The 23,251-nt window shown below is 72.5% G+C and carries 16 protein-coding genes; 9 read left to right on the top strand and 7 right to left on the bottom strand.

Translation table 11 applies throughout. From position 1 onward, the window contains the following. Positions 1 to 3: 3 nt before the first annotated feature. On the bottom strand, positions 4 to 1,284 hold the full coding sequence (locus tag ACIBVN_RS00810; protein WP_397131188.1) for an FAD-binding oxidoreductase: 1,281 nt from the start codon (positions 1,282 to 1,284) through the stop codon (positions 4 to 6). Between the two features lie 54 nt (positions 1,285 to 1,338). Here ACIBVN_RS00810 and ACIBVN_RS00805 point away from each other — a divergent pair, with 54 nt between their 5' ends. The 4 genes from ACIBVN_RS00805 to ACIBVN_RS00790 all read left to right on the top strand — a co-directional run bounded on the left by ACIBVN_RS00805 (position 1,339) and on the right by ACIBVN_RS00790 (position 7,691). Then, positions 1,339 to 4,530, top strand: coding sequence for a BTAD domain-containing putative transcriptional regulator (locus ACIBVN_RS00805; protein ID WP_397131186.1), 3,192 nt, complete (start codon positions 1,339 to 1,341; stop codon positions 4,528 to 4,530). Positions 4,531 to 4,562: 32 nt separating this feature from the next. Further along, positions 4,563 to 5,768 carry a non-homologous end-joining DNA ligase gene (gene ligD, locus ACIBVN_RS00800; protein ID WP_397131184.1) on the top strand — a complete coding sequence of 402 codons (1,206 nt, stop codon included), beginning with the start codon at positions 4,563 to 4,565 and terminating at the stop codon, positions 5,766 to 5,768. 138 nt (positions 5,769 to 5,906) lie between these two features. Next, on the top strand, positions 5,907 to 6,944 hold the full coding sequence (locus ACIBVN_RS00795; RefSeq protein ID WP_397131182.1) for a zinc-dependent alcohol dehydrogenase family protein: 1,038 nt from the start codon (positions 5,907 to 5,909) through the stop codon (positions 6,942 to 6,944). A gap of 141 nt (positions 6,945 to 7,085) precedes the next feature. Then, on the top strand, positions 7,086 to 7,691 hold the full coding sequence (locus ACIBVN_RS00790) for a DNA-binding response regulator (RefSeq protein WP_397131180.1): 606 nt from the start codon (positions 7,086 to 7,088) through the stop codon (positions 7,689 to 7,691). On the opposite strand, the gene ACIBVN_RS00785 is transcribed toward ACIBVN_RS00790, so the two are convergent. The 6 genes from ACIBVN_RS00785 to ACIBVN_RS00760 form a co-directional block, all read right to left on the bottom strand. Beyond that, positions 7,677 to 9,656 carry a prolyl oligopeptidase family protein gene (locus ACIBVN_RS00785; RefSeq protein ID WP_397131178.1) on the bottom strand — a complete coding sequence of 660 codons (1,980 nt, stop codon included), beginning with the start codon at positions 9,654 to 9,656 and terminating at the stop codon, positions 7,677 to 7,679. The genes ACIBVN_RS00790 and ACIBVN_RS00785 overlap by 15 nt on opposite strands. Beyond that, positions 9,653 to 11,323, bottom strand: a complete 1,671-nt coding sequence (locus tag ACIBVN_RS00780) for an ATP-binding cassette domain-containing protein (RefSeq protein ID WP_397131176.1) — start codon at positions 11,321 to 11,323, stop codon at positions 9,653 to 9,655. Before ACIBVN_RS00780 ends, ACIBVN_RS00785 begins: the two co-directional genes overlap by 4 nt. Before the next feature lie 98 nt (positions 11,324 to 11,421). Beyond that, positions 11,422 to 13,119, bottom strand: coding sequence for an ABC transporter ATP-binding protein (locus tag ACIBVN_RS00775; protein ID WP_397131174.1), 1,698 nt, complete (start codon positions 13,117 to 13,119; stop codon positions 11,422 to 11,424). Between the two features lie 65 nt (positions 13,120 to 13,184). Continuing rightward, the gene (locus ACIBVN_RS00770) at positions 13,185 to 13,316 is read right to left on the bottom strand and encodes a SapB/AmfS family lanthipeptide (protein ID WP_397131172.1); all 132 of its coding nucleotides are present in this window, start codon (positions 13,314 to 13,316) and stop codon (positions 13,185 to 13,187) included. 4 nt (positions 13,317 to 13,320) lie between these two features. After that, a complete protein-coding gene (gene lanKC / locus ACIBVN_RS00765) occupies positions 13,321 to 15,834 on the bottom strand; it encodes a class III lanthionine synthetase LanKC (protein WP_397131170.1) in 2,514 nt (837 codons plus the stop codon). 133 nt (positions 15,835 to 15,967) lie between these two features. Beyond that, on the bottom strand, positions 15,968 to 17,089 hold the full coding sequence (locus ACIBVN_RS00760; RefSeq protein WP_397131168.1) for a sensor histidine kinase: 1,122 nt from the start codon (positions 17,087 to 17,089) through the stop codon (positions 15,968 to 15,970). Between the two features lie 241 nt (positions 17,090 to 17,330). Here ACIBVN_RS00760 and ACIBVN_RS00755 point away from each other — a divergent pair, with 241 nt between their 5' ends. The 5 genes from ACIBVN_RS00755 (at position 17,331) to ACIBVN_RS00735 (ending at position 23,174) form a co-directional block, all read left to right on the top strand. Then, on the top strand, positions 17,331 to 18,299 hold the full coding sequence (locus ACIBVN_RS00755; protein WP_397131166.1) for an aldo/keto reductase: 969 nt from the start codon (positions 17,331 to 17,333) through the stop codon (positions 18,297 to 18,299). 63 nt (positions 18,300 to 18,362) lie between these two features. Continuing rightward, a complete protein-coding gene (gene polX / locus ACIBVN_RS00750) occupies positions 18,363 to 20,042 on the top strand; it encodes a DNA polymerase/3'-5' exonuclease PolX (RefSeq protein WP_397131164.1) in 1,680 nt (559 codons plus the stop codon). A gap of 419 nt (positions 20,043 to 20,461) precedes the next feature. Further along, complete coding sequence (locus ACIBVN_RS00745; protein WP_397131162.1) at positions 20,462 to 21,472, top strand: hypothetical protein; 1,011 nt, start codon at positions 20,462 to 20,464, stop codon at positions 21,470 to 21,472. Between the two features lie 151 nt (positions 21,473 to 21,623). After that, positions 21,624 to 21,770, top strand: coding sequence for a hypothetical protein (locus tag ACIBVN_RS00740; protein WP_397131160.1), 147 nt, complete (start codon positions 21,624 to 21,626; stop codon positions 21,768 to 21,770). Between the two features lie 402 nt (positions 21,771 to 22,172). Next, complete coding sequence (locus ACIBVN_RS00735; protein ID WP_397131158.1) at positions 22,173 to 23,174, top strand: trypsin-like serine peptidase; 1,002 nt, start codon at positions 22,173 to 22,175, stop codon at positions 23,172 to 23,174. Positions 23,175 to 23,251: the final 77 nt, after the last annotated feature.

Genomic DNA, 23,251 nt, shown 5'->3' with positions numbered 1-23,251 from the left:
GCTCTACCCCAGCACGGGGAAGTTCGCCCTGATCACGCCGTGCGGGTCGCGGGCGCGCTTGAGGTCGCGCAGCCTGGCCAGCGACTCGCCAGGGAACGCCGCCGCGGCCTGCTCGCCCCCGTGCAGCATCGTGTACGGCTTGCGCCCGCTGGTGACCGGCACCAGCGCTTTGCCCAGCCGCTCGAGGCGGTCGGCCGTCGCCTCGCCAGGCAGGCCGAACGCGTAGATCAGGTACGGCTCGTCCAGGTGCCCGGCGGCGCCGCCGCCGTCCGCGGGCCTGGCCAGCGCGCCGCCCAGATGCCGGATCTGCACGCTCACCAGCGGGTCGATCGGCTCGCCCAGCAGCACGCCCGCCACCTGGTCGTCCAGCCCGGTCAGCAGCTCGCACCGGCTCGCCCCCGGCGAGGGGTCGGTGGGCTCGTCGCAGATGGAGCCCAGCTCGGCCACCGGCAGCAGCCGCCTGTTGTCGCTGACGGCCCCGCCGATCAGGTCGAAGGGCCGCAGCAGCCCGCCCGGGTCACGGCCCAGGTACGTGCTGTCGATCATGACGAACCCGGGGCCGCCGGGGATCTGCAGCAGGTCGAACCAGACCGTCAGCTCGTCCGGCGCGGACGCGGTGACCTCGCGGAAGGCGGCCAGCACCTCGGGCGCCCGCTCGATCGGCCACATGATCCGCCCGCCGTGCAGGAAGGGGGCGGGACGCAGCTCGAACTCCACCGCCGTCACGATCGCGAAGTCGCCGCCGCCGCCCCGCAACGCCCAGAACAGCTCGGGGTCCCGATCGGCGCTCACCCTGATCCGGGTGCCCTCGGCGTCCACCGCGTCGAAGGCCAGCACGCTGTCGGCCGCGAAGCCGTACTTCCTGCTGAACCAGCTCAGCCCGCCGCCCAGCGTGTACCCGGTCACGCTCACCACGGGCGAGCTGCCCGCCAGTCCGGTCAGCCCGAGCGGGCTCGCCGCCGCCAGCACCTCGCCCCACTTCACGCCCGCGCCGACGCGCGCCACTCCGTTCTCGATCTCCACGCCGCCGAGCCCGCCGGTGCGCAGCAGGATCGTGTCCTCGGCGTCGCCGGAGGCGCCGTGGCCGCTCGGCTGCGCGGTCACCGACAGCCCGTGCAGGCGGGCGTAACCGACCGCGGCCGCCACGTCGTCGGCGTCGGCCACCTCCACGACCGCGCGCACCGGCTGGTCGACGGCCAGGTTCCACGGCTTGCGCGCCTCGTCGAAACCCTCGTCGCCGGGGAGGAGCACGCGGCCGTTCGTCAGATTCTTCAGCTCGTTCATGCGTCCAGAGTGCTGTTTAGGACTTGGGGAGGAGTTGGGGTTGACTTGGGGTTCGTGGAGTTGAGACTGTTCGGCCCGCTTGAGGTGGACGGCGACGAGGGTGACCGGCTCGACCTCGGCACCCGCAAGCAGCGGGCGGTCCTGGCCAGGCTGGCGCTCGAGCCCGGCCGCGTCGTCCCGCTCGACCAGCTGATCGAGGAGCTGTGGGCCGGGGAGGCGCCGGCCAAGGCCACGGCGACGCTGCAGGCGTACGTCTCGCATCTGCGGCGGGTGCTCGAGCCGGACCGCAAGCCGCGCACGCCACCCCAGGTGCTGCTCACCCGCGAGCCCGGCTACCTGCTGAACGTCACGCCCGGCCAGACCGACGTGGGCCGCTTCGCCGCATGGGCCGCCGACGGCGCGCGCCTGGTGAAGCAGGGGCGGCACGCGGAGGCGGCCCGGGTGCTGGACCGGGCGCTCGCGCTGTGGCGCGGGGAGCCGCTGGCCGAGTTCCCCGATCTGGCGCCGGTGGCGTCCGCGCGGCTGGGCGAGCTGCGGCTCGCGGCCGAGGAGGACCGTCTGGAGGCGCGGCTGGCGCTGGGCGAGGCCAGCGTGCCCGACCTGGAGGCGCTGACCGAGGCGCATCCCTACCGGGAGCGGGCGTGGGGGCTGCTGGTGCTCGGGCTGTACCGGGCGGGGCGCCAGGCCGACGCGCTGGCGGCGCTGCGCAGGGTGCGCGCCCTGCTCGCCGACGAGCTGGGGATCGAGCCGGGGCCGGAGCTGAAGCGGCTGGAGCAGGCCGTGTTCGAGCAGGCGCCCGAGCTGGACGCGGCGACGCCCGCGAGAGGCAGCCATGACGGCGGGGCCGCGCCCGCGGACGGTCCCAGGCCCGCGCCCGCCTTCGACGGCGACAGGCTCGTGGCCAGGCAGGCAGAGCTGCGTGCCCTGGAGGAGCTGCTGTCCGAGGCCAGACGGGGCAGGGGCGGGCTGGTCCTGGTCACCGGCGAGGCGGGCATCGGGAAGACGAGCCTGGCCAGGGCCGCCGCCGACCTCGCCGCCGCCAGGGGCTTCAGGGTGGAATGGGGGCGCTGCCTCGACGGCGGCGCCGCTCCGGCGTTCTGGCCCTGGGCCAGGGCGGGCCTGATCCCGCCGCGCCCGCACGCCGAGCTGTTCGACCTGTACGACGCCGTGCTGTCCGAGCTGCGCAAAGGACCCCTGCTGGCGGTGCTCGAGGACCTGCACTGGGCGGACGCCTCCTCGCTGAAGCTGCTCGGCCACGTGGCGGGCGAGCTGGCGAGGACCTCCGCGCTCGTCGTCGCCACGCTCAGACCGGAGCCCGGCGAGCACCCCGAGCAACTGCGCGAGACCCTGGGCGCGCTGGCCAGGGAGGGACACAGGCTGCCGCTGAAGCCGTTCGACGCCTCGGGCGTACGCGACTACCTGCGCCTGCACGATCTGGCGGCCGACCCGCAGGAGCTGCTCGACCGGTCGGGCGGCAACCCGTTCTACCTCACCGAGCTGCTCCGCCTGCCCGAACCCGAGCGCCACCTCGTCCCTCCGGGCGCCCGCGCCGTCATCGAACGCAGGCTGGCCCGCCTCCCCGAACCCACCCAGGAGCTGCTCAGAGCCGCCGCGGTCGCGGGCCGCGAGGTGGAGCTGGACCTGCTGACCGCCCTCGTGGACCGCCCGGTCGAGGAGGTCATGTCGCAGCTGGAGCCCGCGCTGGCCGCCGGGCTGCTCGCCGAGGCCGCCGACTACCGCTTCTCCCATGCCCTGGTACGACAGGCCCTCGACGCGGGGCTCACCAGGCTGGACCGCGCCCGCCTGCACCTGCGGGCCGCCGGACACCTGGAGACCGTGCCCGGCGCCGATCCCGTGCTGCTGGCGGGCCACTTCGCCGCCGCGGCCAGGCTGGGCGGCGCTCCCAAGGCCGTCACGTACGCCACGCGGGCCGCCAGGCAGGCCGCGCAGCGGCACGGCTACCAGGAGGCCGTCCAGCTGTGGGAGCTGGCGCTCGATCACCTGCCGCCCGGCGGCTCGCCCGAACGCTGCCGCGTGCTGACCGAGCTGGGCCAGGCCCGCCGCACGCTGGGCGACGCCGAAGGCGCCTACCGCGAGCTGACCGAGGCCATCGCCCAGGCCCAGCGGCTCGGCGACAGGGACGCCCTGGTGGCGGCGGTCTCGGTCTTCGGCGGCCTGTCGGTGTGGAACTGGCGCCCGTACGGCACGGTGGACGAGGACATGGTCGCGATCCTGGAGGACCTGCTGGCGGGCGACCTCGACGACCGGTCCAGGGCCGCGCTCCTGGGCACGCTCGGCACCGAGCTGCACTACGGCCCCCGGCGCGCCGAAGGCGAGCGGCTGGCGCTCGAGGCGATCGGCCTGGCCCGCCGCTCGGGCGACTCCATGCTGCTGGCCAGGGCGCTCAACAACTATTTGATCGCGAGCTTCGTCCCTGGCCGCAACCCCGAGCGGCTGGCGGCAGCCGAGGAGATGCTGGCCCTGCCCGGGCTGCCCAGGGAGGCCAGGCTGGTGGCTCGGGTGCTGCGCATGGCGTGCCTGCTGCGCGCGGGCGAGCTGGCCGAGTGGAGCCGGGACCTGGCCCGCTGCGAGCAGCTGCTCCACGAGGTGGACCGGCCCGAGCTGGAGGCGATGGTCCGCGTCGCGCAGACCGCCGACCACGCCTTGCACGGCCGGTGGGCGGAGGCGGAGGCGCTGGCCGAGCACTTCCCCACGATCTCCTACGGCGCGAGCCTGTGGGGCCAGGAGGCCCGCCGCCTCGGCGTCCTCTACACGTGCCGGCGCGGCCAGGGCCGGGTGGCGGAGCTGCTGGACGAGCTGGTGGCCGCGGGCGACCGTCCGCTCATGAGCATGGTGCGCCCGCTCGCCATCCTGGCCTGCCTGGACGTGGGCCGCACCGGACAGGCGCGGCAGCTCGTCGAACGGTGGGGCGTGGACCTGCGGGAGGACTGGTCGGCGGACTTCTTCTTCCCGGTCTGGGGCCTCGTGGCCGCCCAGCTCGGCACCCCCGACCCCGGGGAGATGTACGAGCGGCTGCTGCCGATCGCCGGCCAGCCCATCGTCATGGGCACGGGCAGCGCGGCCCTGGGCTCCGTGCAGGACGTGCTGGCCGAGCTCGCGCTCCGGCTCGGCCGTACGGACAAGGCGCTCGAGCACAACCAGGCGGCCATCGCCACGCACCAGCGGCTGGGCCTGGCCTACCTGGAGTCGCGCAGCCGCGCCCGCCGCGCCGAGCTGACGCCCTGAGCCTTGTCGGTGGCCCCGCGTATGGTGACCCTATGCCTGTCATCGAGGTCGCCGGGCGCGAGGTCCGCATCACCAGCCCGGACAAGGTCGTCTTCCCGCAGACCGGCCACACCAAGCTCGACCTGCTCGGCTACTACCAGGCCGTGGGCGAGGCGGCGCTGCGGGGCGTGCACGGGCGGCCGATGGTGCTCAAGCGGTTCGTGCACGGCATCGAGCAGGAGGCCTTCTTCCAGAAGCGCGCCCCGGCCAAGCGGCCCGACTGGATCGAGGTGGCCGAGCTGAAATACCGCTCGGGGCTCAGCGCCGAGGAGGTGGTCTGCACCGACCTGGCCCAGCTGCTCTGGGTCGTCAATCTGGGGTGCGTCGACCTCAACCCCCATCCGGTGCGCTCCGACGACCTGTCCAGGCCCGACGAGCTCCGCATCGACCTCGACCCGGTGCCCGGCGTGCCGTGGTCCGACGTGCTGGCGACCGCCCAGGTGGCGCGCGAGGTGCTGGCCGATCACGGGCTGGTCGCCTGGCCCAAGACGTCCGGTTCGCGGGGGTTCCATGTGTACGCGCGGATCGAGCGGCGCTGGCCGTTCGCGAAGGTGCGCAAGGCGGCCGAGACGGTGGCCCGCGAGGTCGAGCGGCGGGCGCCCGAGCTGGCCACCAGCCGGTGGTGGAAGGAGGAGCGGCACGGCGTGTTCGTCGACTTCAACCAGAACGCCTACGACCGCACGGTGGCCTCCGCCTACTCCGTGCGCGCCGTGCCCGACGCCCGGGTCTCGACGCCGCTGACCTGGGACGAGGTGCCCGGCTGCCGCCCCGAGGCGTTCACCGTCGACACGGTGCCCAAGCGGCTGGCCTCGGCCGGCGACCCGTGGGAGGACATGGACCTGCACCCGGGCTCGCTCGACGGGCTCCTGGCGCTGGCCGAGGAGCTCGGGCCCGCGCCCAAGGCGCCCAAGGGCGCGGGGCGCCGGCAGCAGACCATGCCCGTCATCGAGATCGCGCGGGCGGAGCACAAGGACGAGGCGCTGGCCGGGTTCGAGCGGTGGAAGGCCCGCCATCCGGAGGCCGCGGCCCGCCTGGAGCCCGCCGATGTGCTGGTGGACGGCATGCGGGGGCGCAGCAGCGTGTGGTATCGCGTCCGGGTCAACCTCCAGCACGTCCCGGAGGAGCTGCGGCCGGGGCAGGAGCCGCTGGAGGTCGACTACGACCCCTGGCGCGGCGCCGCGGGCCCCGCCCCGAGCTGACCGTCGCGTTCCAAGCGTCCGTGGTGAGGTCCTGGCGGAGCCGTACTCACCCCGCGCCCACATTGGCGCCGGGCCCAGGTCGCCCTCCAACCAGGCCTTCCGTGATCCGGCAACTGGCTCGAAGGCTAAGCTCGTGAGATGCGAGCGGTTGCGTTTGACATCTTCGGCGGGGAGCTTGACGTGCGCGAGCTCCCCGACCCGTCCCCCGCGCCACATGGGGCGGTGATCAGGGTCGAGGCGACGGGGCTGTGCCGGTCCGACTGGCACGGCTGGCAGGGGCACGACCCCGACATCAAGGTCCTGCCCCACGTGCCGGGCCACGAGCTGGCGGGCATCGTCGAGGCGGTGGGCCCCGACGTGCGCGGCTGGCGGCCGGGGGCGCGCGTGACCGTCCCGTTCATCTGCGCCTGCGGCACGTGCCCGTCCTGCGCCACCGGCGACCAGCAGGTGTGCGAGCGCCAGACGCAGCCGGGCTTCACGCACTGGGGTTCGTTCGCCGAGTACGTGGCCATCGACCACGCCGACGTCAACCTGATCGCGATCCCCGAGGACATGGCCTTCGTCACCGCTGCCGGGCTCGGCTGCCGCTTCGCCACCGCGTTCCGCGCCGTGGCGCAGGTCGGCGAGGTGCGGCCCGGCGAGTGGGTGGCGGTGCACGGCTGCGGCGGCGTGGGCCTGTCGGCCGTGATGATCGCGACGGCCGCCGGGGCTCGCGTGGTGGCCGTGGACGTCAGCACCGACGCCCTGCACCTGGCTGAGCGGGCGGGGGCCACGCACTTCGTCAACGGCTCGGCCGGTGACGCGGCGGCCCAGGTCAGGGAGCTGACCAGGGGCGGTGCTCACGTGTCCATCGACGCGCTGGGCAGCCCGCAGACATGTGCCGCCTCCGTCGAGAGCCTGCGCCGCAGGGGCCGTCACGTCCAGGTGGGGCTGCTGCCGGGAGGGCCGACGCCGGTGCCGATGGGCCGGGTGATCGGCCACGAGCTGCGGCTGCTGGGCAGCCACGGCATGGCCGCGCACGCGTACCCGCCGATGCTGGAGATGATCAGGGCCGGCATCCTCCACCCCGACCAGCTCGTCACCCGCACGATCGGGCTGGCCGACGCCGGCAAGGCGCTGGCCTCGATCGGATCGGTGCCGGGCGTCACGATGATCACTCCTCGATCCGGCCACTGATCGTCTCGAGTCTGAGCCCGTTCGCCGCAAATCTGGTAATCATCCTGACCATCATGTAACAAGACTTTTCACGATCGAGTCAATACGTCAGGATTGAGAGGCCCGCAGACGTGTAAGCCTGGCCTACCGCAAGGACGCATAGTGATCCGAACGTTACTCGCAGAGGATATGCATCTGGTACGCGGAGCGCTGGTGGCGCTGCTGGCTTATGAGGAAGACATCGAAGTCGTGGCCGAGGTCTCCAGGGGAGATCACATCCTGGCCGCGGCCAACGCCTGCCGCCCCGACGTCGCCGTGCTCGACATCGGGCTGCCCGGCAAGGACGGGCTGGCCGCCGCCGGCGAGCTGCACGAGAAGCTGCCCGAGTGCGGGGTGCTCATCCTGACCGGCGTGGGCACGCCGGGCCTGCTCAAACGGGCGCTCGACGTGCACGTGCGGGGGTTCATGGCCAAGGACGCGCCGCCGGAACGCCTGGCGGACGGCATCCGCAGGGTGGCCGACGGCGAGCGGGTCATCGACTCGGAGCTGGCCATCGCGGCCATGCGCCCGGCCGATGCGCCGCTGACCCAGCGCGAGCTGGACGTGATCGGGGCCGCGGCGGACGGGGCGTCGATCGGGGAGATCGCCGCGTCGCTGTTCCTGTCCGAGGGCACCGTGCGCAACTACCTGTCCAAGAGCACGAACAAGCTGGGCGCCCGCAGCCGGATCGACGCCATCCGCATCGCCAGGGAGTCAGGCTGGATCTAGGCCCGTGTGGGCGGCGAGGAAGGCCAGGGCGTCGGCCGCCAGGCCGACCGACCGGCTGGCCGCCCGCGCGCCGTGCCCGACGTCCGTCTCGTACCTGAGCAGGACCGGCCGGTCGCCGCCCGTCGCCCACTGCAGGGCGGCGCACATCTTGCGCGCGTGCATCGGGTCGACCCGCGTGTCGCCCGCCGAGACCGTGAACAGCGTGGCCGGGTAGTCCAGCCCCTTGTTGATGTGGTGGTAGGGCGAGTAGGCCAGCAGCCAGCCGAGCTGCTCGGGGTCGTCGGGGTCGCCGTACTCGCCGGTCCAGGAGGGGCCGAGGCCGCTCAGGTGGTAGCGGGCCATGTCGAGCAGGCCCGCCGAGCAAACCGCCGCCGCGAACAGTTCCGGCCGCTGTGTGAGGGCCGCGCCGATGAGCAGGCCGCCGTTCGACTCGCCCCAGATGCCGAGCTGCCCGGGCGTGGTCCAGCCGTCGGCGATCAGCTTCTCGGCTGCGGCCACGAAGTCGTCGAACACGTTCTGCTTGCGGTCCAGCATGCCGTCCCGGTGCCAGCCCTCGCCCTCCTCGCCGCCGCCCCTCAGGTTGGCGACGGCCAGCACGCCGCCCGCCTCGACCCAGGCCAGGGAGTCGGCGGCGTAGCCGGGCATGAGGGGGATGCCGAAGCCGCCGTACCCGGTGAGGATCGTGGGACGGGGGCCGCTCGGCGACGGGCGCGCGACGACGACCATGCGGACGCGGGTGCCGTCGGCCGAGGTGTACTCGATGTGGTGGCTGCGCACGGAGGGCAGCGCGGACCGGCCCGGCGCGGCCGACCAGAGGGTGGTGTCGCCGGTGCGGGCGTCGTAGCGCCAGATCTCGGGGGGCGTGACGGCGTCGGTGTAGGCGAACCAGGCCTCGGGGCCGCCGTCCGGGCGGGAGGTCAGCGAGGCGATCGTGCCGCTGCCGGGCAGCGGCACGCTGCCCAGCCGCCGCCCGGTGCGGGCCTGGTGCACGGCGATCTCGCCGACGGCGTGGCGGGTCCTGGCGACGAGCAGCCGGTCGCCGTCGAGCACGGTGAACGCGCCCAGGACCGCCTCGGGGTCCTCCGGGATCAGCTCCCGCCACGCGGCGGGCTGCTCGGGGTCGGCCACGCAGAGCCTGCGCCTCGGCGCGTCCCTGTCGGTGACCAGGTAGAGGCGGCCGTCACAGGCCACCGCGCCCGCCGTGCGCGCGTGCACGCCCTCCTGTACGGGCCGGGGCTCCGGGTCGCTGCGCGAGAGGTCGGCCAGCCAGAGCGAGTTGCCCGTCGGGGTGCCCGCGGAGATCGTCAGCCAGCGGCCGTCGGCGCTGATCTGCACGCTGTAGGAGACGGGACCCCTGGTGAAGAAGGGGACGTCGGCCGCGACGCCGATCCTGTGCAGGTGAACGCCCTCCTGGAAGCGCACGTAGTAGAACGCCTCACCGCCCGGCAGCCAGGCGACCGCCGAGTAGCGGCAGCCGCTGATCGGCCCGTCGATGACGCGCCCGGTGTCGACCTCCCTGACGTAGAGGTCCGCCCGCTCGTCACCGCTTCGCGAGATCTGGTATGCCAGGCGGCGCCCTTCGAGGTCGGGCTGCCAGTCGTCCAGCGTCGTGAGCCCCGTGGGGTCGAGCTCCATGGGGTCGATCACGACGCGGTCGTCGCAGTAGAGGACCGGGTGCTCCTGCGAGGTGGACTGGCGCAGGTGGAAGCGCCGCCCGCCGCGCCACACCGGCGAGGTGACCAGGCCTGTCTCCCTGAGCTCGGTGAGCCGGGCCAGGAAGCGCGCACGCTGGGGCAGCTTGGCTGCGCCGTCGCGCCACAGCCGGTCCTGCGCCGCCAGCCAGGCCTCGGTGCCGGGGGCGTGGGGGTCTTCGAGCCAGCGGTACGGGTCGTCGATCTCGAGGCCGTGGCGGCGGTCGGTGATGGGGAAGCGTTCGGCGGACGGATAGTTGTCTGGAAATTTCATGACACGGGCTCCGGGTGCCAGTGGCCGGCCAGGTCGGCGTAGAGCGGAGAGACCCTGACCAGCTCGTCATGGGTGCCGATGGTCACCCGGGTCCCGTCCATGAGGAGGATGCGGCGGGCGCGCAGCGCCGAGGTGAGGCGGTGCGCGACGACGATGAGCGTGCCGCCGCGCCGCGCGAACGCGGCCTCGGCTGTCGCCTCGGCGGCGGGGTCGAGGTGGCAGGTGGCCTCGTCGAGGATGACCAGGGGCGCGGGGGTGAGGTAGGCGCGGGCGAGCGCGACCAGCTGCCGCTGCCCGGCCGACAGCGCCGCCGGGTCCAGCTGGGCCTCGTAGCCGCCCAGCTCGTCCACCAGCTCACGGGCGCCGACGGCGGCGACGGCCTCGTCCAGCCGCTCCCCCGGGTCTCCGGCGGCCAGACAGGTGAGGTTCTCCATCAGCGTGCCGCGGAAGACGTACGCCTCCTGGGGGATCAGCACGCGGACGGCGGGGTCGACCTGGTCGGCGGGGACGCCGCCGACCAGCGCCTCTCCCTTGGCGGGCCGGAGCACGCCGCTGACCAGGGCGGCCAGCGTGGACTTGCCCGCGCCGCTGGGCCCCACGACCGCCAGGTGGTCGCCCTCGGGGATGACGAGGTCGAGGCCGTCGAGGACGGGGGCGGAGTGGGGGCCGTACGCGAAGGTGACGGAGGCGAGCCGTACGTCGGCGGCGGCGGGGCGGATGCCCGGCCGCCGCGGCGGGGCGGGCGGCGTGGCGGCGGCGATGCGGCCCAGCGTGGCGACCAGCCGGACGCCGCTGACGCCGAGGCCCTGCACGAGCCCGCCGAGCGCGGGGGCCAGCGACTGCGTGACGTAGGCGAGCGTGCCGACGATCACGCCGGCGCCGAGGCCGCGCTCCAGCAGCCATGGCGTCCCGGCCAGCACGAGCACGACGGGCAGCCAGCCGCCGACGGCGAGGGCGGCCGTGCGGGCGGCGGTCACCCCGGCGAGCGCCCGTGCGGCGGCGGCCTGCGCGCCGACCTGGTGATCGAGCCGCTCGGCCGTGCGTTCCTGCAGGCCGCACGCCTCGATGTCGCGCAGCCCGCCGGCCATGGCCGTCATCGCGTCGGCCAGCCGCTCGTCGGCCAGCAGGAACGCCCGCTGCCTGCGCGCGAGGGCGGGCAGCGACGCCAGGAACAGCCCGAGCCCGGCGGCGAACGGCGGCAGCACGAGGGCGATCGCCTGCGGCGCCAGCGTCACCAGCCCCAGCACCACGCTGATGACCGTGAACGCGAACCCCCTGACGGTGGTGACCACGGCCGCGAAGGCGTCCCTGGCCAGCTCGACCTGGAGCGTCGCCCTGGCCACCGCGGCGCTGTCCCGCCTGGCGGCCTGGCGCAGCGTCCCTTCGACGACGTGCGTCAGCAGGTCGTCCCTGAACGGCTCCGCCACCCCCGCCACGCACAGCACGACCTGCCGCGCGGCCACGGCCGCGACCAGCCACGCGACGCCGAGGGCCGCCAGCCACCCGAGCCCGGTCATGGGCTCGGCCTTGGCGAACCCGTCCTCGATGGCCCGGGCGACGGCGTGCCCGATGAGGAACGCGGGCGCGGCCTCCAGCACGGACCAGAGCCCGAGGGCGACGAGCCGCCGCGGCTCCCGCCCCAACGCCCGCCAGAACCCGAATGTCACGCCGCTGTGCCCCCGTTCCCTCCGTGCTCCGTCCACCTCGCCGGTTCGGCGCGGCTCCCGCCGCCACCCGGCTCCCCCCGGTGCGCGGCGCGGCGGCCTCACGGCTCCGTCCCCTGGAAGACCGCCCGGTAGGCGGGGTCCTGCCACAGCACGTCGTGGGGCCCGTGTGCGCGCACCGCACCGTCCTCCAGCCAGACGACCTGGTCGGCGCGGGCGGCGGTGACGGGCCGGTGGGCCGCGATCAGCCGGGTGCGGTCGCGGCGGTCGCTGGTGAGCGCCTGGCTCACCTGGCGCTCCGTCACGGTGTCGAGGCTGGAGGTGGCGTCGTCGAGCACCAGCAGCCGCTCACCTTGCGCGAAGGCCCTGGCCAGGCCGATCCGCTGCCGCTCGCCCCCGGACATCGGGGCGTCGCGCAGGGGCGTGCCGTAGCCGAGCGGCAGCCGCCGGATGAACGCGTCCGCGCATGCCGCCTTCGCCGCGTCGGCGACCGGCCCCTCGTCACCCGGCGCACGTCTCCCGCCGAGGGCCGCGCCGGGTTCCCCGGCGATGGCCTCGGCGACCGTCTCGCCCACCAGGACCGGGCGTTCGAAGGCGTACCCGATGGCGCTTCTGAGCTCCTCCCGCGACAACTCCCGCAGCGGGATCCCGTCGAGCAGGACGGCCCCGCGCTCGGGGTCGGCCAGGCGGCCCGCCAGGGCGGCCAGCAGGGACTTGCCCGCTCCAGACCGTCCGACCACGGCTGTCACCGAGCCGCCGGGAAGCGTCAGGTCGCCGACGGTCAGGCCGTCCACCGCCACGTCGCGGAACTCGACCGTCCCCGGACCGGGCGGGAGCGTCCGCGTGCCGTGCGCGACCGGGGTGAGGCCGAAGACCTCGGCGACCCGTTCGGCTGCCGCCCGGGCCCTGGCCAGACCGCCGATGAAGCCCAGGGAGGTGCTCAGCGCCGCCCCGAGCACGGCGTAGCGGGCGGCCGCGTACAGCTCTCCGACGGTGAGGCTGCCGGCGGCGAGCATGAAGCCGCCGGCGATCAGCACGGCGACCTCCAGCAGCGGCACCACCAGGCCCGACTGGACCGCGGCGCCCGCGTTGGCCCGCCACAGCGACATGCCGTGGGCACGCAGCCGGGGCAGCGGCGCCAGCACGCGCCGCGCCTCCTGGGCCGCGGTCCCCGCCGCGTCGATCGTGCGCGCCCCCTCCATGGCGTCCACGAGCCGTGCGGCGATGTCGCCCTGAACCTGCTGGTACCCGCCCGAGATCACTGTCGAGGCGCGGAGGAAGGCACGCAGCACGAGCAGGATGACCACGATGCCCGCCAAGAGCGTCAGGGTCAGGACGGGCGCGATGAGCGTGAGGGCGACCAGCGCCCCCACCGTCGGCACCAGCAGCGCGAGCGCGCCGGTCACCGTCTCCGGCGCCCTGCCCACCTCCTCGGCGTTCAGCCCGGCTCGGGTGACCAGTTCACCTCCTGGGAAGCGGCGGGTGGCGGCGGGCCCGGCGCCGAGTACGTGGCGCAGGACGCTCCGCCGCAGCTTGGCGGCCGCGTACGCGCCGCCCGCGCCGCGGGCCCAGACGCCGAGGCTCTCGCAGGCGACGACGGCGGCCACGGCGCAGGCGGAGAGCACCAGCCAAGGGGTGCCGCCCGGCTGGCGCATGACGAAGGCATCCACGGTGCGGCCGACCAGGTACGGGACCGCCAGCTCGCCGGCCGCGCCCACGACCGCCGTGACCGTCAGCACGGCGGGCCAGGGGCCGCTGCGCCGTACCGCGCCGATCACCAGCCGGTCTCCCGCTCGCACCCCGGTGCCTCCTTACGTCTGCGTCCCCGCGCCGCCACCGACGGCGCGGGGACTGCTATCACGGATCAGTGGCAAATGGCGACACTGAGGTTGCTGGGCTTGCCAGAGTGGCACGACAGCACCGTCAGCGTGCTGCCGCCGCTGGCGACGTCGCTGGCCGCGGGAGCCTCGAGACCCTGCAGGTCGAGAAGGACCATTCGTCTACACCTCCTTCCGGGCTTGGTCGGGGAAAGACCGCTCGGGAGCGGCCTCCAGGAACGGCAGATGGCCCGGCTGGTCACCCAGCGCCGTGCCGAGGGCGAAGAGCACGCCCGCCGTTCCGGTCGCGAAATCCATGGAGAGGCGCAGCATCTGGTCGCCGGGGAACGCGAGCCCCCCGCCGTACGGCAGCGCGTGCCACCTCAGACCCTTGACGTGGTCCTGCGGGTCGCCCGCGCGGGCCGCGAGGATGCCCGCGCGCCCGGTGAACAGCCCGGACTGCACGAAGAACCCGGCCCGCCCGGCCAGCCGCAGCTCGGCCAGGGCCGTCGCGAGCTCCTCGTCGTGCCGGTGCGCGAGATAGCGCTCCAGCACCAGCGCGATGCCGGCCGACCCCTCGTCCAGGTACGGCAGCAGCCGCCAGCCCTGGTTCACCTGGAGCGAGCCGTCCGAGGAGTGGCGGCAGCGCCGCAGGTCCTGCCGGAGCGCGGTCGCCGCCAGGTCGAGCAGCGCCCGGTCTCCGGTGTGCTCGTAGGCGTGCAGGAACAGCAGGGCGGGCCCCGACGAGCCGTACATGAGCCCTGCCCTGGGGTTGCTGCCGCCGCTGAGCTCGGGGACGGGGGCGGCGAGCCGCTCCGCGCAGATGTCCGCGGCGCGCAGGGCGAGGTCGGTGCGGCCGGAGCGCAGGAGGTTCAGCCCGATGCCGGACAGTCCGGAGAACAGCGCCGACTCCAGGCTCTCCCACTTCTCGCGCAGGCAGACCTCGATGACGTCGTGGGCGTCCTGGTGGTGTCCGAGCAGGTCGAGCACGTACGCGAGGCCGTGCAGCCCGTCGTACAGGCCGAGCCCGGAGCCCTGGACCGGGCGGAGCGCACGCTCGCGTAACCAGCGCTCGTACTCGGGGAACGGCCCGAGGCCCGCGCGGTGGAGCGCGAACAGCACGCCGGCCGCTCCGTAGGCCAGGTTGAGCCCGCCGCCCGGCTGGAACTGCGCCACGTCGCCGGGGAACAGCCGGTCGTCCCGCGCGGGCGTGGCGGCGGCCACGATGGCCCGGCACATCGCGTCGCGCAGCTCGGGCCAGGTCTCCGGCATGGTCACCGGCTCGCCGTCCGCGCCGACGGTCGCGACGGCCGCGTCCACCAGGTCCCCCGGCACGGGGAACGTCTCTTTGACGATCTCCCCCAGGTGGGCCGCCTTGGGACGGTGCAGCGGCAGCATGATCGTGCACTGCGGCGCGAACAGGCCGAGGCGCAGGCAGGCCAGCGCGTACCTGTCCACGTCCACCCCCTGGCGACCGGGGGGCGCGATGAAGGCGGGGTGGGCGAGCGCGGCGCGGGCGCCGTCCTCGGCGAGCGTGGCGACCTCGTAGTCGATCAGCGCCACTCGTCCGTCGGCGGTCAGCAGGATGTTGTCGGGGTGCAGGTCGCCGAAGACGACCCCGCGCTCGTGCAGCGACTCGACCGCCCGCTCCACGCTCTCCAGCGTCTCGACCGCCCACGCGGTGTAGTCGGCGAGGTCCCGCTCGGTGCGGTCGGCGCGGGTCAGCGGGTAGCGGTGCACGAGGCGCCGCTGCAGCGGCGTGCCGTCCACGAACTCCTGCACGAGGAAGTGGTGCTCGCCCAGCGTGAAGTAGTCGTGCAGCGCGGGCGCGGCGGCCAGGCCCGACAGGCGCCGCAGGATGTCGCGCTCGTGCTGGAGCCGGGTGACGGCGTCGCGCCCGGCCGCGTCGAGCCCGGCGTGCGGCCTGGCCTCCTTGAGCACGACCTGCTCCCCCGTGCGCGTGTCCCGCGCCAGGTAGACGCCGCCGCCGTTGGAGAAGTGCAGCACTTTCTCGATCTCGTACGGCAGCCCGCTCATGGTCACGGCGTTGCGCGCGGCCAGATGCGGCTCCAGGAACCCGGGCAGCGTCGTCCACGGCGGCACCGAGAACGTCGCGCCCCGCACGTCGGGCACGAGCTGCCCGCCGCCGTCCTCGACGGCCAGCACGCGCTCGCCGGACGCGGACAGGGTGTGCCGTTCGGCGAATCCGCCGTACCTGACGAACAGCGGGCCGGTGCCGTAGCGCAGGTCGCTGAGGATGTACGGGCCCTTGACGTCCCGCAGCAGCTCGTCGAGCTCCTTGAGCACGAGCTCGAGCTGGCCCTCGTCCCTGGGGTAGACAGTGATCAGCTTGCCGCTGGACGCCCGGGAGGCGGCCTTGGAGTTGACCATGACGAGCACGGGGGTGCCGCGCAGGAACTTGAACGCGATCCCGCGCGGGACGCAGTAATCCCATACGGCGGCGATGGCCTTCTCCGCGTCCTCCACACGGGCGGACACGTGTATCTTCCAGCCCTGGGCGGGCAGCGGCGGCTCGTTGTCCGGAGCGTAATAGCACCAGGTGTCGGTCAGGGCGTTCGACCAGCCGTCGGGTACGTGCCTGCGCAGAATAGGAAAGTCGGCGTCTGCCGCCGTGCTCTGCTCGAGAGAGTCGTAGAAACACGGGTCCACGAGGCAGTACAGCTCGTACTTGTCCATCTGACGCCGACCTCCAAGGGGATGCCCTTCGAGATTGCCGCCAGCACGAGTTTTGGTCTAGTTACACACGACATCGAGAAAATATGTCTATTGAATTTATATTTGTGCGTTCTTCACAATTAATTGTGAGAGCTTATTTATTTCGCGGGACATACGCGTTGAAGGTGAACACTCCGGTCCGGGAGGACGTGGCCTCCAGCCAGCCGCCGAGGTGCGAGACGCGTTCGGCGAGGTTCATCAGGCCCTGTCCCCCCTCCCACTGGCGGCGCGGCAGGCGTACCCCGTCGTTCCTGATCGTCAGGCGGACGAGCTTGTCGCGTTCCAGGAGCTGGATGGAGCACTGGCGGGCCTCGGCGTGCCTGAGCACGTTCGTCACGCCCTCCCTCAAGGCGTGCGTGAGCGCCTCCTCGACGTCGCCGGGCAGGTCGCGGCAGGCCACCTTGATCTGGCAGCGGACCCGTGCGGACTCCAGGAGCGACCGGGCGGAGTTCAGCTCCGCCGCAAGGGAGGAGCTGCGCAGGCCGTGGGCGACGGCTCTGACGTCGGCGGACAGGCTGCGCAGCAGCTCCAGCGTCTCGCTCGCCTCGTCCTCGGCCCGCTTGTCGCCCTCCGCCACGAGCCGCTGCACGAGCTGAGTCTTCAGCACGAGCACGGTGAGCCGGTGGCCGACCAGGTCGTGCAGGTCGCGGGTGAAGCGGCGGCGCTCCAGGGCGACGGCCTTGCGCATGACGTCGGTACGCGCCTCGGTCAGCCGCCTGGCCCGCTTGGACAGCGCCACCACCACGTACTCGACGAGGCCGAGCAACGGGGCGGCGAGCGCCCAGCCGATGCCGATCATCGCCTTCTCGGGTGCGGCGAGCACCACCGGGCCGCAGGCCAGCGCCAGCACCACGAGCACGACCGAGCGGATCCTGGCCGCCATCACCAGCAGCGCGCCGGCCAGCAGGGCGAACACCGGCGTCCACGCCGCCCCGAACACGGCCAGCGGCAGATAAGTGAGCCACGCCTGCAGGGCCACGATCCACCACGCGCCCGCACCGCGTACCGGTCTCTCCGTGACGAACCTGACGTGCAGCGCCAGCAGGACGAGCAGCGTCACGCCGCCCGCCACCCCCGCCCCCGACTTCACCAGCCCGGCCATGACCGGCGCCGCCAGGCCGGCGATGCCCGCCGCCAGCCCGAGCCCGCCCAGCCAGCTGGGAGACTTGAGTCTTGAACGCGCCCATGACACGAGTCCGCGACGTTTGTCTTCCACCCCACCCCCGATATGCGGTTGGATCGACGGAGCCGGTCGTGTCGTGAGAGCGTTAACCATTGCCTCACTCCTCCTCATCACTCGGCCCGGTAAAGGTCGTTGGCCCTTTTGGAAACCGATGACTTCCCGCCGACGCCCCCGCTAACCGGCCCCGTCCGCTTCCGGACATCAGGATCCACCGCGCGCAGCCGTGGCGAGGCCCCTGACAGGCCGGACCCACCGGACTCGTATGGTGGGCGCTATGGAATACACAAGACTTGGTCACACCGGCTTGAAGGTCTCCCGCATCTGCCTCGGCATGATGAGCTACGGCGATCCCGCCAGGCAGGAGTGGGCGTTGGCGCTTGACGAGGCGGAGCCGATCATCCGCAGGGCCGCCGACGCGGGCGTGACGTTCTTCGACACCGCCGACGTCTACAGCCAGGGCGCGAGCGAGGTGGTGACCGGTGAGGCACTGCGCGCGATCTTCCCCCGGCGCGAGGACTACGTGCTGGCCACCAAGGTGTACTTCCCCATGGGCGAGGGCGCCAACGACGGGGGCCTGTCGCGCAAGCACATCCACGCCGCCATCGACGCCTCGCTCCAGCGTCTCGGCACCGACCACGTGGACCTCTACCAGATCCACCGGTGGGACGACGAGACGCCCATCGAGGAGACCATGGAGGCGCTGCACGACGTGGTCAAGGCCGGCAAGGCCCGCTACATCGGCGCTTCGAGCATGTGGGCCTGGCAGTTCTCCAAGGCGCAGCACGTGGCCGAGCAGAACGGCTGGACGAAGTTCGTCTCGATGCAGAACCACTACAACCTCCTCTACCGGGAGGAGGAGCGCGAGATGCTGCCGCTCTGCGCCGACCAGGGCGTGGGCGTGATCCCGTGGAGCCCGCTGGCGCGCGGCGTGCTGGCCAGGGCGGGCTCGTCGGCGACGACCGCGCGGACGGGCTCCGACCAGCGCATCGACTTCCTGTACGACCCGGAGAACGACAAGGCGATCCTCGACCGGGTGGCACAGGTGGCCAGGGACCGCGACCTTCCTGCCGCCCAGATCGCGCTGGCCTGGCTGCTCCACCAGCCGGCCGTGACCGCGCCGATCGTGGGGGCCACGAAGGACCGGCACGTGGACGACGCGGTGGCGGCCGTGTCGGTGTCGCTGACGGAGTCGGAGCTGTCCTTCCTCGGCGAGCCGTACCGCCCGCGCGAGGTGCGCTTCTAGCGGTTGCCTGATCGCCTTCCCGGCGGTTCCCGGATTGTCGGCCCTACCTTCTAGGGTGTGGGCATGCGGGCAAATGAGGAGGCGGCGGCGGCGCTGCAGGAATACGCGGAGCTGTTCGCGCTCTGCGGCGGCGACGCCTTCCGGGTGCGCAGCTACCAGAAGGCGGCCAAGGCCATCGCCGGGTTCCCCGAGGACATCTCGGTGGCCGACGTGCGCGGCGTTCCCGGCGTGGGCGAGGCGATCGCCAAGAAGATGGAGGAGTTCCTGCAGCGCGGGAGCTTCCGGCAGCTCGACGACCTGCGGGGGCGGGTGCCCGACGGTGTGCGCAGGCTGACGCGGGTGCCGACGCTGGGGCCCAAGACCGCGATCATGCTGTTCGAGGACTTCGGCATCGACTCCACCGCGGCGCTGAGCGAGGCGATCACCTCCGGCCGCCTCGACGGCGTCAAGGGCCTCGGCCCGAAGACGCTGGCAAACCTGCTCAAGGGCATCGAGCAGCTCGAGCAGTCGGGCCGCCGCGTCCACATCGGCGTCGCCATGTCGGTGGCCGAGCAGGTGATGGCCTCGCTGGAGGCCGAGCGCATCGCGTACGCGGGGTCGCTGCGGCGGATGAAGGACACGATCGGCGACATCGACATCCTCGCGGTCGCGCCCGAGTCCGTCATGGCCGCCTTCCGCGCCCAGCCCTACGTCGCCGAGGTCATCGCCACCGGCGACAAGAAGACCTCGATCCGCACGACGTCCGGCATCCAGGTGGACCTCCGCGTGGTGCCCGCCGGGTCGTGGGGCGCGGCGATGCAATACTTCACGGGCTCCAAGGAGCACAACGTCGCCATCAGGGAGATGGCGGTGAAGAAGGGCTGGAAGCTGTCGGAGTACGGCCTGTTCGAGGGCGAGCGGGTGATCGCCGCCGCCTCGGAGGAGGACATCTACGCCGCGCTCGGCATGCAGTACGTGCCGCCGCCGATGCGCGAGGACGGCGGCGAGGTCAAGGCGGCGCTCCGTGGCGAGCTGCCGGAGCTTGTGCGGCTGGAGGATCTGAAGGGCGACCTGCACACCCACACCAACCTCACCGACGGCATCGCCTCACTGGAGGACATGGTGGCGGCCGGGCACGCCCGCGGCTACGCGTACTACGCGGTCACCGACCACGCCCCCGACCTGGCGATGCAGCGGATGACCCTGGACAAGGCGCTGGAGCAGCGGGGGCAGGTGGCCGAGCTCCAAGAGAAATATCCCGACATGCGCCTCCTGCACGGCACGGAGCTCAACATCGCCCCCGACGGGTCGGTCGACTGGCCCGCGGAGATCCTCGCCGGGTTCGACGTGTGCGTGGCCTCGGTGCACTCCCATTTCGGGATGTCGCGCGAGGAGATGACCCGGCGCTTCATCGCCGCCTGCGAAAACCCGTACGTGGACATCATCGGACATCCGACGACCCGCAAGATCGGCAAACGGCCGGCCGTCGACGCCGACTGGGACGCCGTCTTCCGCGCGGCCGCCCGCACGGGCACCGCCATGGAGATCGACTCCTTCCCCGACCGGTCCGACCTGCCGTCGGACCTGGTGCGGCTGGCCAAGCACCATGGGGTGAAGTTCTCGATCGACAGTGACTCGCACGCGATCCCGCATCTGGCCAACCAGCGGTTCGGGGTGGGGGTCGCGCAGCGGGCCTGGCTGACGACGGACGACGTCATCAACACGTGGCCGCTGGATCGGCTGCTGGCGTTCCTCGGCCGCTAGCGCCCACCACCGGCCACCGCCGGGGAGACGCCCTCTGCGCGGCGAGGCGACGCCGCCCGCCGCCACAGGCGCCCGCATCACCCGGCAATCACCACCACTAGCAGCCGGGTGCCGGCCAGGACCGGCGGGCGGCCTCTCCTCTGGAGGCACCGACCGATGCGACGGGACCGCTCCCCCGCCGGCCCCGCGGTCAAGTGATCATCCTGTCCCGGCGAGCAGGGCATGGGAGCCGTCCGCCTGTTCGGCACGGCGCATCTCCGTATTCCCGCGCTCCCCCTGGTGGGGGATCTTGCCTTCGCCCTCTGGGGGGAATGCCTCTGAGCTGTTCACCCCTTGGCGGGATCCGTGCGCGGGCGGCTGACGGAAGGATCGCCGGTGTCGGAGGTCGGCGCGGAGAAGGCGGGGTCCCATTGACGCGGGTGCCAGCAGGAGCGGAGGCGCGGCCGGCCGCCGGGGGCGTCGGCGCGCGCTGGAGCTCCGCACGCAGAGTGGCGGGTTATGCGGCCGCGCTGGCGATGTCGCTCTATCTGGTCGTCAAGGTCGTCTGGATCGTGGCCGGGTTGACCGGGCACGGGCCGTCGGACGTCGGCACCGCCGGCTGGGTGGCCCTCAACGCCGTCACGGTGGGGATGTCCGCGGTGGGGGTGGCGCTGGGACTGGCGTTGGCCCAGCGATGGGGGCTGCGGCTGCCCGCCCTTCCCGTGATCTTTCTTTCGTGGATGGGCGCCGGCTTCCTGGTTCCGATGCTCCCGTACATGGTGATCAGCACTGTCCTCGGGGCGTCCGGCGTGGACGAGGGCGGCGGCCGAGCTGGTGCCGGGGCGGCGGAGTCGGCGCCCGGGTGGGAGACGGTCCTCATCGGCATCGGCTTCGCCGGGATGGCGGCAGGGCTGGCCGTGGCCCTTCCGATCTACCTGCGGGAGAGATGGCCGAGTCATTTCCTGGGGCGGATCGGGCAGATCCGGCTCGGCGCCTCGCGCTGGGCCTGGCCGGGGACGCTCGCGGCCGTGGTGCTGGGCTTGCTCTGGCTGTACTGGGGGTTCGGCGGAACGATCGGTCTGGACCCCGCTCATCTGGGTCATCGGGATCTCAACGAGCGGCTGCTGAACGGGAACGCGGGACTGTGGGCCCTGCTCGGCGGCTGCAGCATGCTGGTGCTCCATCGTCGCCGACCCGCCCGGCTGCCGCTGTGGGCCCCGATGACGCTGGTGTTCACAGCTTCGGGGTCGCTGTTCGCGTGGAGCTGCTGGAAGCTTCCGCTGGCCGTCATCCGGCCCTGGGACTACGTGCCCGCGGAACATGCCGTTGTCGCGATGATCGAACACGTTCTGAGCATCGGCGCGGGCTTGGCCCTTCTGATCGCCGCCAGCAAGCTTCCCGCTGCTGACGCGCATGAGCCGAAGACCACCGGCGTGGCGGCGGAGACGTGAGGGCGCTCCGCATCCTCGGAGTGAGTACATCGCCCAGCGGTCGGCGGTAACCATGTCGTGCCGGCCAGCCTGTGGGACGCGCTGGGGATCACCGCCGAAGGGCCGGACGGAGAACGAGTCCTGTCGGCGAGTGACGTTCGTGTCTCCGCCTGTGACCACGCGCGCCCTGCGCAGGGTCGCCGCCTGGTGTGCGGCGGCGGTCGTGCCGGCGGCCGTTGCCGGGTTCTGCTATGAGTCCGTGGCCCGGCAGGGGGATCCGCCCGCGCCGGGGCGGCCGGTGGCCTCCTTTACCGGCTGAAGCAGCACCGTGGCCACCATGTTTTCGGTCAGGGATCCGACCCCCCGTCGGTCTTCGCCAACTTCTCCATCGCTTGCTGGACGCCCCCCAATGTGACCTGCCCGGCCGTCGCTCACCGGCCCTTCATCGCCTGTCAATCCTCACGTGAAATCGGACTGCCGGGCGGATGACCGCAACATGGTTTCTTCCGAGAAGCGGAATTACCAGACCCGAAAAAAGCCAGGACCAAAACAGCGCGACTCGTATTTGGCGATTTACAACCGCCCTGCCTTGTGTGTAGCTTCGGGAGGTCTCGAATTCCCCGATGCCTTTTGTGGAGGCTCCATGCGCGGATTTCGGTTACGCCCGTCAGCAAGGCGCGCGCTCATAGCAGGCGCAGCCGCCGTCCTCATGGGCGGAGCCATGGTGGTCACCGCTCCGGCGAGCGGTGCCGCCGTACCGAGTGTGAAAGCCCCGGCCGAGGCCGTCGCCGTCCCCGCTCCCGTCAGCCCGGACGTGGCGCAGGTGATGAGCACGGCGCGTAAAGCCAGAACAGAGGCCGTCCTGGCCTACTGGACAGAAGAGCGCATGCGCAAGGCGATCCCGGTCTCGCAATCCCCCAACAAGAATCCCGCTCAAGAGTCGCCGTCCGACGTCCAGGCGGCGGTCCCCAGAAGCGTCCAGCCCGCGGCGCCGCCGTCCCTCAAGGGGGTGGAACGCGGCAAGGCCGGCCGAGGCACCAGCCAGAACGTCAACGTGCTGGTCAACGCGTCGATCGCCGTCGGCAAGGTCTTCTACCGCAACGCCGTGGACGGACTCGACTACGTCTGCTCTGCCGGCGCGGTCAACAGCCCGTCCAAACGCATCGTGAGCACGGCCGGTCACTGCGTGCACGGGGGCAGCGGCGGGAACTGGCACCAGAACTGGGTCTTCGTCCCCTACTTCAATTTCGGAAACCGTCCGTACGGCACCTTCGCCGCGAATTGGCTGATCAGCTTCAACGGCTGGATCAACAACGGCAACTTCGATTACGACGTCGGCTTCGTCAAGACATTCAACAACGAGCACGGCCAGATACTCGTCGACACGGTGGGCGGTCACGGTTTCCAGACCGGACAGCCGAAATCACGCTTCCTGACCATGCTCGGCTACCCGTCGGAGTCCCCTTACCCGGGAGACTGGCAGTATTTCTGCCAGGGCACCACGTCCGCCTCCGGATCGAATCAGATCACGATGGGTTGTCCGCTGACGCGCGGCCAGAGCGGCGGTCCGTGGCTCTGGTCGTACGACGACAGCACCGGCCTCGGATATGTCAACGGCACATCCAGCACACTGAACAGAATTGTCAACCCCACCCAGTGGTGGAGTCCTTATTTCGACAATCCTGACTGGGATCTCTTCAACTACGCCGACCAGATATCCTGACGAACAGTGAGGCGGGGCGCCCCGGCTCCACGCCGGGGCGCCCCGCGCCCGTCCTCAGTCTCCCGTCGAGGGGAGGT

It is taken from the genome of Nonomuraea sp. NPDC049400 (assembly GCF_044466425.1).
Classification (GTDB): domain Bacteria; phylum Actinomycetota; class Actinomycetes; order Streptosporangiales; family Streptosporangiaceae; genus Nonomuraea.
The sequence above is the reverse complement of the archived record's forward strand: the minus strand, read 5'-3'. Positions and strand labels throughout refer to the sequence as shown.